The sequence below is a fragment of the Jeotgalicoccus psychrophilus DSM 19085 genome (genome assembly GCF_000425845.1).
Lineage (GTDB): Bacteria > Bacillota > Bacilli > Staphylococcales > Salinicoccaceae > Jeotgalicoccus > Jeotgalicoccus psychrophilus.
The window spans coordinates 1-13,843 of the sequence record NZ_AUEF01000020.1 but is presented as its reverse complement, the minus strand read 5'-3'; the positions used below and the strand labels follow the sequence as shown (position 1 = coordinate 13,843).

Genomic DNA, 13,843 nt, shown 5'->3' with positions numbered 1-13,843 from the left:
ACGTAAATTTAGGAGGTATACTATGTCAGTTTTACATTTGGATGGACAGAGTTTAACGATTGATGAAGTGAAAGATTTCCTGGGAAATTCGGAAAGTACGGTGGAAATTACAGAAGAAGCTTATGGACGTGTCGATGCTTCAAGAAAAGTTGTTGAGAATATTATTGCAGAAGGCAAGACAATTTACGGTATTACGACAGGTTTCGGCCTGTTTTGTGATGTCTTAATTTCAAAAGAGAAAGTGAAAGATCTGCAGACAAACCTAATTCGATCTCATGCCTGCGGTGTCGGCAAGGCTTTCGATGAGCCGGTTGCACTTTTGATGATGGTTTTCCGTTTGAACACGATGCTGAAAGGCCACTCAGGTGTGACAAGAGATTTAGTGGAACAGCTCAAATTGTATATTAACAAACGCATTATCCCTGTTGTGCCGGAACAAGGTTCACTTGGCGCTTCAGGAGACCTTGCTCCCCTGTCTCATATGGCGCTGACTCTAATCGGCGAAGGCGAAGTGTTCTTTATGGATGAAAGAAGAAATACACGTGACGTGCTGGAATCGCTCGGCATCGAACCGATTACACTGCAGGCAAAAGAAGGCCTCGCACTGATTAACGGCACGCAGCCGATGACAGCACAAGGTGTGATTAATTACATTGAAGCGGATAAGTTAATGCATGACAGCTTATGGATTGCCTCACTGACACATCAGTCGCTGAACGGTATTACAGATGCTTACAATCATCAGATCCACGAATCACGCGGCTATCCGGAACAGATTTATGTCGCTGAAAAAATGCTCGAATACTTAGAAGGCTCAGAGTTGACAACACGTCAGGGGGAAATGCGCGTACAAGACGGTTACTCAATCAGATGTATTCCGCAGGTGCACGGTGCATCACTGCAGACGCTGAAATATGTTAAAGACAAACTGGAAATTGAAATGAATGCGGCAAACGATAATCCTTTAATTTTCAGTGAAGATGAAGTCTATTCAGGCGGAAACTTCCACGGTCAGCCGATTGCGATTGCAATGGATCTGTTAAAAATCGGTGTCGCAGAAATTGCGAATATCACGGAGCGCCGTATCGAGCGTCTCGTTAACCCCGCACTAAACGGAGATCTGCCGGCATTTTTAAGCCCGGAAGAAGGACTGCAGTCCGGTGCAATGATTCTGCAATATGCGGCGGCAAGTCTCGTTTCTGAAAATAAAACACTCGCTCATCCGGCAAGTGTCGACTCTATCCCCTCTTCTGCTAATCAGGAAGACCACGTTTCAATGGGAACAATCGGTGCGCGTCATGCGAGAGATATTATTAACAACGCACGCTACGTCGTTGCAACAGAGCTGTTTATCGCGATGACAGCAGCAGAAATTAAAGGTAAAGATAAATTATCTCCGGCAACGCGTAAAAAATTCGATGAGTACCGTCTGATTGCAGATTTCATCGACCATGACCGTAATTTCAGCATTGAAATCAACGATCTTTCAAATGCGTTAACTGAAGTTAATTAAAGTAATCTAAAAATTTCAGTCAATTATTTGGTTAAATATTCAGAAATTATATAAGCTTGAGCCATGTATTAAAGAAATTGCTTATAAAACAAAGCAGGAATCGCTTGAGTTAGCACTGCTGCTGTTTTAAAAGGAATTCAGTAAAGGGGTCATGTCATGGTCTCAGAGGATGAGATGCGTCGTGAAAAAGGGTATAAAATATGGCGTTTCTTCGTGTTCAGTGCACTTGGATTATTTCTGTTTTTCGTACCGGTAACACTGTCCGGAACAACATCGATTATGCTCGATCACATCGTTACTGTGATTCATAAGGTTTTTGGAGAGAATATTCAGTATTACACGCTGGCGATAGTGTTTGCCGGCACGCTGCTTCCGTTTTTAACTAAAACGTGGAAGCAAAGTGCTTTTAACCTACTGTTTACGTCTTTTAAAATACTCGGTTTGTTAATCGGTATTATGGTCGTATTTAATATCGGCCCCTCATTTGTGCTCGATGAAAATATGGGACCATTTCTCTTCTACTCGCTGGCAATTAATTTGAGTCTCTTAATACCGCTCGGCGGTGCAGCACTTGGACTCATTCTAGGCTACGGTTTCCTGGTTTTTATCGGCGTGCTGCTGGAACCGGTGATGAGAGCACTGTTTAAAACACCAGGCCGTTCGGCGATGGATGCAATGGCTTCACTCGTTGGCAGCTATTCGGTCGGGCTCTTAATTACCAACCGGACGTATAAAGAAGGATTGTATAACCGAAAGGAAGGCCTGATTATAGCGACGGGCTTTTCCACCGTATCGGTAACGATTATGGTTGTTGTCGCACGCACACTCGAACTGATGGATTACTGGGTGCTGTTTTTTATCGTCATTCTGCTCGTTACTTTTGGAGTGACGGCAATCACGGCTTACCTGCCGCCGATTCGGAAGGAACAAAAAATTTACTTTAACGATAAAAACAACAACATCGAAGAAAATTACGAAGGCAATATACTGCAGTATGCATGGTACAAAGCGAAGCAGCAGTCGCACAGTTCGCGTCCGCTCACAGAAGACGTCTGGATGAACTTCATCGAAGCGATGAAGATGACCGCTTCAGTTGTGCCGTCAGTCTTATCAATCGGCCTTATCGGGTTAATCGCCGCAGAGTATACGGACGTTATTACATGGGTGTCCTACGTTTATTACCCGATTCTGTATATGTTCCCGCTCGAGAATGTGCCGCTGATTGCCGAAGCGGTGACGATATCCATTGTTGAAATGTTCCTGCCTTCCCTGCTCGTCGCAGAAGCGGACATTATGACCCGGTTTATCGTCGGTGTGACTTCGGTCTCAGCTGTCGTCTTTTTATCAGGCCTGATACCTGCAGTGTTAAGTACAAGTTTAAATTTAAAAGTATGGAAATTGATATTCGTGTGGTTTATCCGCACAGTGCTGTCATTGTTAATCGTAATACCAATCGCATTATTAATATTTTAAGGGGATGACAATATGTCTAGAAAAATTACTGCTAAAACAGGTTTGAATATCGAATGTAAAGGATGGGAACAAGAAGCAGCGCTCCGCATGCTGTATAACAACCTGGATCCTGAAGTTGCAGAACGTCCGGAAGACTTAGTTGTTTACGGCGGTATCGGTAAAGCGGCGCGCAACTGGGAGTCGTTTGAAGCGATTGAAAATACACTCCGTAATTTAGAATCCGATGAGACAATGCTGATTCAGTCAGGTAAGCCCGTGGCAGTGTTTAAAACACATGAAGAAGCGCCGAGAGTGCTGATGTCGAATTCTGTACTTGTACCGAAATGGGCAAACTGGGAGCATTTCAATGAACTCGATAAAAAAGGTCTGATGATGTACGGTCAGATGACCGCCGGTTCATGGATATACATCGGTTCACAGGGTATCGTTCAAGGCACGTATGAAACATTTGCTGAGCTTGCGAACCAGAACTACGACGGCACACTGCGCGGCACGATTACTTTAACTGCCGGTCTCGGCGGCATGGGCGGCGCTCAGCCGTTATCAGTAACGATGAACGAAGGGGTTGCACTTTGTGTCGATGTCGACGAAACAAGAATCGATAAACGTATTGAAACTCGTTACCTTGATGTTAAAACAGATTCACTTGATGAGGCGCTAAAAATGGCAGAAGAAGCACGCGATGCAGGGAAACCTTTATCGATTGGCTTAATCGGCAATGCTGCTGAAGTACACCATGAGATTTTAAACCGAGGTTTTGAAATTGATGTTGTGACTGACCAGACATCTGCACACGATCCGTTAAACGGCTACGTGCCTGAAGGCTACTCGCTTGAAGAGGCAAAAAAACTGCGTGAAGAGAATCCTGAAGAGTACGTGAAGCTGTCCAGTGCCTCAATGGCGAAACACGTCGAAGCAATGCTCCAGTTCCAGAAAAATGGTGCAGTGGTCTTTGACTACGGTAACAACATCCGCCAGGTTGCGTTTGATACAGGCGTTGAAAATGCATTCGACTTCCTGGGCTTCGTCCCTGCATACATTCGTCCGCTGTTCTGTGAAGGTAAAGGACCATTCCGCTTCGTTGCCTTAAGTGGAGACCCGAATGATATTGCGGTTGCCGATAAGAAAATGCGTGAATTGTTCCCTGAGAACGAGAAATTATTACGCTGGCTCGATATGGCGGAAGAAAAAATTGCCTTTCAGGGTCTGCCGGCACGTATTGCATGGCTTGGCTACGGAGAACGTGCAAAGATGGGTCTTGCACTCAATGAGCTCGTTAGAACAGGAGAAATCTCGGCACCGATCGTTATTGGACGCGACCACCTGGATTCAGGTTCTGTAGCCAGTCCAAACCGTGAAACTGAAAGCATGAAAGACGGCAGTGATGCAGTCGGCGACTGGGCAATTCTAAATGCGCTCGTTAACACGGCTGCAGGCGGCTCATGGATCAGCGTGCACCACGGGGGCGGTGTTGGTATGGGTTACTCACTCCATGCTGGTATGGTAGTCGTAGCGGACGGTACTGACCGTGCGGCGAAGAGACTGGACCGTGTACTGACAACTGATCCGGGTATGGGAGTCGCAAGACACGCAGATGCCGGCTACGATATCGCAATTAACACAGCGAAAGAACGCGGTGTGAATATACCAATGTTAAAGGAGAATAAATAATGAATGATGTAATAATAACAAATATAAAGTCATTAATTTTACCGAAAAAAACCGATGGGCCTCTAAAAGGCAAAGAGATGGACGAGTTAAATATCGTCGACGATGCCATTATTGTAATTAAAGACGGTAAAGTTGTTTATGCCGGAGGGAAAACAGATGAGTATGAAGCGGCAGAAACAATCAACGCTGAAGGCAAAATCGTTTCCCCTGCTCTCGTTGAACCCCACACGCATATCGTGCACGGCGGTTCACGCGAGCATGAAATGTCACTGAAACGCCAGGGTGTCGACTATTTAACGATACTTGAACAGGGCGGCGGTATTTTAAATACAGTTGAACAAACACGCAAATCGTCGTTTGATGAACTATTAAACAAAGCATCAGTTAACATGACACGTATGATTCAGCACGGCGTGTTAACTGTTGAAAGCAAAAGCGGCTACGGACTCGACCGTGAGAACGAATTAAAACAGCTTAAAGTATCAAAAGCGCTGGAAGAGAAATTCCCGGTGCTTATGCGTCATACGTTCTTAGGACCGCACGCTATTCCTAAAGGCAGAGAAGCTGAAGAGTTCTTACAGGAGATGACAGATCTGCTTGATGAAGTAAAAGACTATGCAGACTTCGCGGATATCTTTACAGAAACAGGTGTATTCTCTGTCGACCAGTCGAGAAAGTATATGGAAGCGGCACGTGAAAAAGGCTTCCGGGTAAAAATTCATGCAGATGAAATTGATCCGCTCGGCGGGCTGGAGCTTGCGATTGAACAGGATGCAATCAGTGCAGACCACTTAGTTGCAGCAAGCGAAACAGGGAAGACTCAGCTGGCGGACTCCAACACAGTCGCAGTGCTTCTGCCCGGAACGACATTTTACCTTGGTAAAAATGAATTCGCAGATGCACGCGGCATGATCGATCAGGGTGGTGCAGTATCATTGGCAACGGATTACAACCCGGGCAGCTGTGTAACTGACAACCTGCAGATGATTATGGCAATCGCTGCTTTAAAACTTAAAATGACACCCAATGAAATATGGAATGCAGTAACAGTTAACGCCGCACATGCAATTGATGCTGATCGCGGTACGCTTAACGAAGGAGACGCTGCAAATATCGTTGTCTGGGATGCGCCGAACCACGAGTACATTCCGTACCATTACGGTGTAAATCATGCCTACAAAGTAATTGCCGACGGCAAACTGATTTTTGAGCGTCCGGGTTTAACTTTATAAACTTGCCTTTTTAAGTACAGCGTTATAAAATAGCACCAAGTTAATATTTACTACTTTGAAAGAAGCAGTAACATATCTTCCGCTTAATAGAGAGGTCATGGCTGGTGAAAATGATCGCGAGATATGCGAATTTCTGTCTTTCGTTAAATAAAGTAGCCGGCAAAGGCCGTTAAAAAGTTAGAGATAGTATCAGTAAATGATGCTAATTAGGGTGGCAACGCGTAGACCACGTCCCTTTCACGGGGACGTGGTCTTTTAATTTTCCCTAAATTTAAGCATTAAATAAAAAAACCTGGAGGTATGCACATGTTAGACATTAAAGTACTGCGCAATGACACTGAAACGGTGAAAGAGAAAGTAGCAAAACGCGGACTGGAACCTGTGTTAATCGATGATATTTTACAATTGGATAAAGAAAGACGTGCGCTGATTGTTGAAACTGAAGAGCTGAAAAGCCGACGCAACAAAGTATCACAGGAAATTGCGGTGAAGAAGAAAAATAAAGAAGATGCTGAAGACGTTATTAAAGAAATGCGTGACGTTGGTGAACGCATTAAAGAAATCGATGAAAGACTCAATACGATTCAAAGTGATTACCACGACAAGATGAGCCGTCTGCCGAATTTAATTCACGACGATGTGCCTGAAGGTAAAGATGATAGTGAAAACGTGGAAATCCGCCGTACCGGTGAACCCCGTTCATTTGACTATGAACCAAAACCGCACTGGGACATTTTAGAAGACCTTGAGCTTGCAGACTTTGACCGTGCTGCCAAAGTATCGGGTGCGCGCTTTGTGTATCACACAGGAGATGGTGCACGTTTAGAGCGTGCACTGATGAACTTCATGCTCGATGTGCACAATAAGAACGGCTACCGTGAAATGATGACGCCGCAGATCGTCCGCGCTGAAGCGATGTACGCAACGGGCCAGCTGCCGAAATTCGGTGAAGACTTATTCAAAATTGAAGACGAAGAAATGTATACAATTCCAACATCTGAAGTGACTTTAACGAACTTCCATAAAGACGAAACGTTAAAAGCTGAAGAAGTACCGGTGAAATTTACAGCGCAGACAGCATGTTTCAGAAGTGAAGCAGGCTCTGCCGGCAGGGATACACGCGGTTTAATCCGTCTGCACCAGTTCAACAAAGTTGAAATGGTCCGTCTGGAACGCCCTGAAGATTCATGGACAGCGCTTGAAGAAATGACTCAGCACGCTGAGAACATTTTAAATCTGCTCGATATTCCGCATCGTACAGTGCTGCTTTGTACCGGTGATATCGGTTTCGGTTCATCTAAAACTTACGACGTTGAAGTATGGCTGCCGAGCTACGATGACTACAAAGAAATCAGTTCAATTTCTAATATGACAGATTTCCAGGCACGCCGGGGAAACATTAAATTTAAACGTGAAAAAGACTCAAAACCTGAGTTGCTGCACACGTTAAACGGAAGCGGTCTTGCTGTCGGAAGAACGATGGCTGCCCTCCTTGAGAATTACCAGAACGAAGACGGCTCAGTGACTATTCCTGAAGTGCTCCAGCCATATATGGGTGGTCAGGAGAAGCTTGAAAGGTTATAATATAAATACCGGATGCTCCTATTCAATATTAATAGGGGCATTCATTTTTAAAAGTATTAAAGAGGAGTGTAACATTGAATAAAAAAATACCAACGGGTACGCTTACCCTTACACTGCTCGCTGTTGTAGCTTATATTATGCTCACGGAGATCACCATAATTTTCGGTCCTGTCGTGATGCCATTTGCAATATACTTATTGTTAAAAATTAAGCAGCAGTCGACAGCAAACTACTGGATTTTATTCTTTAGTTTTCTTATTCCGGCCATGCTGTTTTTATCACCGCTCGCTACGGGCAGTTTTATAATTCTATACATTATTACCAGCATTCTTGCACACACGCTGGATAAAAAAATTTCTCAGGAACTGACGCTGTTTTATACGACATTCGCTATTGGTTTAAGTACGATGGCCACCGTTATAGTGATGCAAATGCTTGGTTTCTTAAGACCTTTATCGGAAATATATGCGACATTCAGAAACTGGTACGCTGAACAGCTCAATACTGTCAGTGAATTAACGCCTGACGTCATGGATGCAGATACAGTGCTCCAGGCGATGGATTTATACTTCCAGAACCTGCCAGCCTTTTTAATAATCGGCAGTTTCTTCCTCGCATTGTACATCATACTGATTGTCAGATTAATGCCGCAGGATAATACACAAATGTGGAATTACCGCAGTTTCGACAAATGGATTATGCCGAGAATGCTATTATATCTATATATGCTGATATTTATAATTATGCTGTTCAGCGGCAACTGGGAAGAAAGTACAATTACACTGTACAGCAATATCTCGCTCATTCTGGAATGGGCATTGTTCATACACGGGCTCGCCTTCGCGTACTATTTTATGCTCAGTAAGAAATTAAACAAAGTGCTGGCAATTATAATATTAATTCCGCTTGTGCTGTTCAGACCAATTACTGTGCTTATCGGACTGTTCGAAATGATCTTTAGAATTCGATTAATTATGGAATTGAGGAGGAAATAGCGATGTTTAAAGTTTTAGATAAAAAATTGATGCTTATCCCATTTATTGTGCTGGCATTCCATATTTCTATACTTAGCATTGCTATTGTACTTAACCATACTGTCTTTGGCATTGTGAGCATTATTGTGAGCATTGTCATTCTGGCATTGGTTTATCTGTACCTCTACCGCTGGCTTGTCCTCAGTGAAAACAGGGTGATTGAACTGTCAAAAAACATGGCAGGTGCCAGGCAGTATGTTATCGATGATCTGCCCCTCGGAGTTATTTTATTAAATGACGATGAGGAAATTTCATGGCTGAATAAATTTATGTCACAAGAAATTCCGGAAAACTTTCACCATGAACCGATCAACCGAGTATTCCCGAATATTATGACGACGCTGAAAGCGAATAATATTCAGAAGATGGATACGTCGTACAACGAAAAAAACTACCGGATTCATTTTTATGAAGAGAATAATGCCCTTCTGCTTGTCGATATTACCGACGAGAAAAAGATGGAAAAACAATTAGAAGATAAAGACCCGGTAATCGGAATTCTGTTCCTCGATAACTACGATGATATGACACAGAACATGACTGAAGCGCTGAAGAGTGATTTAAACAACAGTCTGACGAATACGATTAACGACTGGGCAACGGAACACAATATCTACCTGCGACGCTTTTCAAATGATCGTTTTATGATGGTTATGTCAGCGAAAAGTTTAGCTGTTATTGAAAAAACCAAGTTTATACTGCTCGATCACATTCGTGAAAACTCAGCTGAACATGGTGCTCAGATAACTTTAAGCATGGGTATCGGCGAAGGGTCTGCGGACTTTATCGAAGTGGGAGAACTGGCGCAGTCGAGTCTGGATCTTGCTCTCGGCCGCGGGGGTGATCAGGTTGCGATTAAGACGATTAACGGCAGTGCGAGATTCTACGGCGGTAAAACCGACCCGATGGAAAAACGTACGCGCGTTAAAGCACGTGTTATGGCGCACGCACTCCGGGATATTCTTCTTGAAGGTGACAACGTCATTATTATGGGGCATAAAAACCCTGATGTTGACTCGATTGGTTCATCAATCGGTGTTGCTAAAATCGCCAGCTCGAACGGGATTGAAGCGCATATTGTGTTAAACGATGAAGATATAGACGATACGCTGTCTCGCTTAATGAAAGAAGTTGAGTCAAAGGAAGATCTTTACGAGACGTTTATCAGCAGCGAAGAAGCATGGGATAAAATGACGCCGAAGACGACGATTGTTATCGTTGATACACACCGTCCGTCGATGGTGCTGGATGAAGATCTTCTTAATAAGGCAACGCGGAAAGTGGTCATCGATCACCATAGACGTGCGGATGAAATGATCTCAAATCCCCTGCTTGTCTACATGGAGCCTTATGCATCGAGCGCCAGTGAGCTCGTGGCGGAACTGCTGGAATACCAGAACAAACAGAATAAATTGTCCCGCATTGAAGCGACGATTATGCTGACGGGTATTATTGTCGATACTAGAAACTACACGCTCCGCACGGGTTCAAGAACGTTCGACGCAGCGAGTTATTTACGCAGTAACGGCGCCGATCCGGTGCTGGCTCAGACGTTCCTAAAAGATGATATCGATACGTTTATCGCGCGCAGTGATTTAATTAAATCTGCGGAAATACGCGATACCGGCATTGCGATCGTTAAAGCGGATGAAACGATGACGTACCACCCTGTGACAGTTGCACAGGCAGCGGATCAGCTCTTACAGATCGAAGGTGTTCAGGCATCTTTCGTGATGGCATTAAGAGAAGATGAGACAATAGGAATTTCCGCCCGTTCGCTAGGTAAAGTGAACGTGCAGATCATTATGGAACAGCTGAACGGCGGCGGACATTTAACAAATGCTGCGACGCGCATGGAAGGCAAATCCATCGATGAGGCTTACGCGGAATTAACAGAAGCAATCGATACATTTCTAAATAACAGGAGTGAAGAAGAATGAAAGTAATATTTTTAAAAGACGTTAAGAATAAAGGTAAACAAGGTGAAGTTAAAGAAGTCGCTTCAGGTTATGCTCATAACTTCCTGTTCAAAAAAGGTCTTGCTGAAGAAGCTAATGCTGTAAACTTGAAAAAGCTGGACGCGCAAAAAGAAGAAGTCCGCCAGCAGGAAGCTGATGATCTTCAGGCAGCTAAAGATTTAAAAGCTGAACTTGAAGGTAAAGAAGTAGAAATTAAAACTAAAGCCGGTGAAGACGGCCGTCTGTTCGGTTCTGTAAGTTCTAAACAGGTCATTGAAGCATATCAGAAACAGCACGATATCAAACTTGATAAACGCAAACTGAATATGCCAGACACTTTCAAGAGCTTAGGTTATCACAAAGTAACAATTAAATTGCACAACGAAGTGGAAGCAGAGTTAAAAGTACACGTTGTTGAACAGTAATATGAATAACAGGAGGAATCGATAATGGAAATGAATCGCCAAATGCCGCATGATAATGATGCAGAACAATCGGTGCTTGGGGCAATCTTTATCGATTCCTCCATTTTTTTAAATGTCACTGAAATTATAGCTCCGGAAGACTTTTACCGGCCGGAGCATCAGCAGATTTTCCGTGCGATGATGCTCTTATCCGAACAAAATGCCGAGCTAGACGTTGTGACGATTACCGATAAACTGCGGAGTATGGATGAACTGAATAATACGGTGAATCCGCGTTATCTGGGTGAATTATCCAACGTCACACCGACGAGCCGCAACTGGCAGTTTTATGCTGATATTATTGCGCGCCAGTCGCTCCGCCGTAAATTGATCAGCGTGGCAGATGAAATTGCGAGCGACGGTTTCCAGAACGAAGTCGATATTAACGAGCTGCTCGCAGAAGCTGAATCGCGTATTATGGGTGTGTCTGAAGGCCGCCGCAGCGATGGTTTCAAATCGATGAAAGAAGTTGTGCACGAAGTTTACGAACAAATCGAATCACTCGCAGGAAATAATACGGGCATTACCGGTATTCCGACAGGCTACCGGGATCTCGATTTTATGACTTCGGGTTTCGGACGCAACGACTTAATTATTTTAGCCGCCCGCCCTTCCATGGGTAAAACGGCGTTTGCTTTAAATATTGCAGGTCACGTCGGCACATCTCCGGATGGTTATACCGTTGCGGTATTCTCACTTGAGATGGGTGCTGACCAGCTCGTCAGCAGAATGATTTCCAGTCAGGGAATGATCGATGCGACAAAACTCCGTCAGGGAGCACTCGATCATCAGGACTGGGATAACTTTACGACAGCGATCGGTACGCTTGCCAATTCGAAGATTTTTATCGATGACTCAGCAGGTATTCGAGTGAATGAAATCCGTGCGAAATGTCTGCGATTAAAACAGGAACACGGACTCGACATGGTGATTATCGACTATCTGCAGCTGATTCAGGGTTCAGGCAGCCGTCAGGGTGAAAACCGTCAGCAGGAAGTTTCGGAAATTTCCCGTATGCTAAAAGGACTTGCCCGTGAAATGCAGTGTCCGGTAATCGCATTGAGTCAGCTGTCACGTAGTGTTGAGACGCGTCAGGACAAACGTCCAATGATGAGTGACTTGCGTGAATCGGGTTCGATTGAGCAGGATGCCGATATCGTTGCATTCCTGTACCGCGATGACTATTACAACCGCGGTGATGGTGAAGATGAAGAAGAAGGCGCACAGAGTGTCCAGGATGAAATTGAGATTATTTTAGCTAAACACCGTAACGGTCCGACAGGAACTGTTAAATTAATCTTCAATAAATCCTACAGCAGCTTTTTTGACCAGGATACACGTGATTTTGACGATAATTATATACCGCCGGCTTAGAAGTCCGAATATTTTTCAATATTACATTGAAAAACGTTCGGACTTTAATTGATTTTTGTAAGAATTATTGGTAACATTGGTAACGGTAAAATTAATCAATCATTTGGGGGCAATCATATGTCTGGAACAGTAGTTGTTGGAACACAATGGGGAGACGAAGGTAAAGGTAAGATTACAGACTTCCTCTCGGAAGATGCACATGTTATTGCACGATTTTCAGGTGGAAACAACGCGGGTCATACGATTCAATTTGGCGGAGAGACTTATAAACTTCACCTCGTACCATCAGGTATTTTTTACGAAGATAAACTTTCTTTAATCGGGAACGGCGTCGTAGTTGACCCATTATCTCTAATTAAAGAACTCGACGGACTGCTTGAACGCGGCATCGGCGTTGATAACTTACGCATTTCAAACCGTGCCCAGGTTATTCTGCCTTATCACATTACGCAGGATGTACTTGAAGAAGAAGCACGCGGCGACAATAAAATCGGTACGACTAAACGCGGTATCGGTCCATCGTACGTAGATAAAGTTCAGCGCATCGGTATCCGTATGGCTGACTTAGTAGACGACGAAGTATTCAAACGCCGTTTAGAAGAGAACCTGAAACTGAAAAATCATATGCTTAAAGCATTATACGATCACGAAGGATTCACATTCGATGAAATCTACGCACCGTATAAAGAAGCTGCAGAGCGTTTAGCACCTTACGTATGTGATACTGCCAAACTGCTCGACGACGCTTTCACAGAAGGCAAGAACGTGCTGTTTGAAGGCGCACAGGGCGTTATGCTCGACGTTGACCACGGAACATACCCGTTCGTTACATCAAGCAACCCGGTAGCAGGAAACGTTACTGTCGGCTGCGGTGTCGGTCCATCACACGTTAAAAACGTTGTCGGTGTATGTAAAGCATACACATCACGCGTTGGAGACGGCCCATTCCCTACTGAACTATTTGACGAAGATGGTCATCACATCCGTGAAATCGGCCGTGAATACGGAACGACAACAGGACGTCCGCGCCGTATCGGCTGGTTCGACTCAGTTGTTGTCCGCCACTCAAGACGCGTCAGCGGTATTACAGATCTGTCGCTGAACTCAATCGACGTAATGAGCGGACTTAAAACAGTGAAAATCTGTACTGCTTATGAACTCGACGGTGTTGAAATTACAGAGTACCCTGCAACACTTGAAGACTTACAGCGCGCGAAACCTATTTACAAAGAAATGCCGGGCTGGTCAGAAGACATTACCGGTGTTAAGACATTGGAAGAACTTCCGGAAAACGCATATAACTACCTGCGTGAAATTGAGAGACTATGCGGTGTGAAAGCATCTATATTCTCAGTTGGCCCGGACAGAAACCAGACAAACTTACTAAAAAACTTCTGGAACGAGAAGTAATATTATTGCGGCACCGGACATAATGATGTCCGGTGTTTTTTCATGCTTAATCGCGGTTTGCTCCGCAATGAAACCCCGTCATTCCCGAGTAAGCCCGTTTGCTCCGCAATGAAACGCCGTCATTCCCGAG

At 44.3% G+C, this 13,843-nt stretch carries 10 protein-coding genes and 1 other annotated feature; all 10 genes read left to right on the top strand.

All coding sequences use genetic code 11. The features are described from left to right. Window positions 1-22: 22 nt before the first annotated feature. Entirely contained in the window at window positions 23-1,513 is a 1,491-nt protein-coding gene (gene hutH / locus H625_RS0107645) for a histidine ammonia-lyase (RefSeq protein WP_026859400.1), read from the top strand. Between the two features lie 156 nt (window positions 1,514-1,669). Next, complete coding sequence (locus H625_RS0107640; RefSeq protein WP_084135794.1) at window positions 1,670-2,986, top strand: YjiH family protein; 1,317 nt, start codon at window positions 1,670-1,672, stop codon at window positions 2,984-2,986. Between the two features lie 12 nt (window positions 2,987-2,998). Continuing rightward, window positions 2,999-4,657 (top strand): urocanate hydratase, encoded by a 1,659-nt coding sequence (gene hutU, locus H625_RS0107635; protein ID WP_026859398.1) that lies wholly within the window; start codon window positions 2,999-3,001, stop codon window positions 4,655-4,657. Beyond that, window positions 4,657-5,889 (top strand): imidazolonepropionase, encoded by a 1,233-nt coding sequence (gene hutI / locus H625_RS0107630; protein WP_026859397.1) that lies wholly within the window; start codon window positions 4,657-4,659, stop codon window positions 5,887-5,889. Before hutU ends, hutI begins: the two co-directional genes overlap by 1 nt. Window positions 5,890-5,935: 46 nt before the next feature. After that, window positions 5,936-6,128: a binding site (T-box leader), on the top strand. Between the two features lie 67 nt (window positions 6,129-6,195). Next, window positions 6,196-7,473, top strand: a complete 1,278-nt coding sequence (gene serS / locus H625_RS0107625) for a serine--tRNA ligase (protein WP_026859396.1) — start codon at window positions 6,196-6,198, stop codon at window positions 7,471-7,473. Between the two features lie 74 nt (window positions 7,474-7,547). Next, window positions 7,548-8,468, top strand: a complete 921-nt coding sequence (locus H625_RS0107620) for a DUF2232 domain-containing protein (protein WP_026859395.1) — start codon at window positions 7,548-7,550, stop codon at window positions 8,466-8,468. A 2-nt stretch (window positions 8,469-8,470) separates the two neighbouring features. Continuing rightward, a complete protein-coding gene (locus H625_RS0107615) occupies window positions 8,471-10,447 on the top strand; it encodes a DHH family phosphoesterase (RefSeq protein ID WP_026859394.1) in 1,977 nt (658 codons plus the stop codon). After that, window positions 10,444-10,890 carry a 50S ribosomal protein L9 gene (gene rplI / locus H625_RS0107610; RefSeq protein ID WP_026859393.1) on the top strand — a complete coding sequence of 149 codons (447 nt, stop codon included), beginning with the start codon at window positions 10,444-10,446 and terminating at the stop codon, window positions 10,888-10,890. Before H625_RS0107615 ends, rplI begins: the two co-directional genes overlap by 4 nt. A gap of 24 nt (window positions 10,891-10,914) precedes the next feature. After that, window positions 10,915-12,303: a replicative DNA helicase gene (dnaB, locus tag H625_RS0107605; protein WP_026859392.1), complete on the top strand. Its 1,389-nt coding sequence runs from the start codon at window positions 10,915-10,917 to the stop codon at window positions 12,301-12,303. Window positions 12,304-12,420: 117 nt separating this feature from the next. Next, window positions 12,421-13,713, top strand: coding sequence for an adenylosuccinate synthase (locus H625_RS0107600; protein WP_026859391.1), 1,293 nt, complete (start codon window positions 12,421-12,423; stop codon window positions 13,711-13,713). Window positions 13,714-13,843 lie beyond the last annotated feature (130 nt).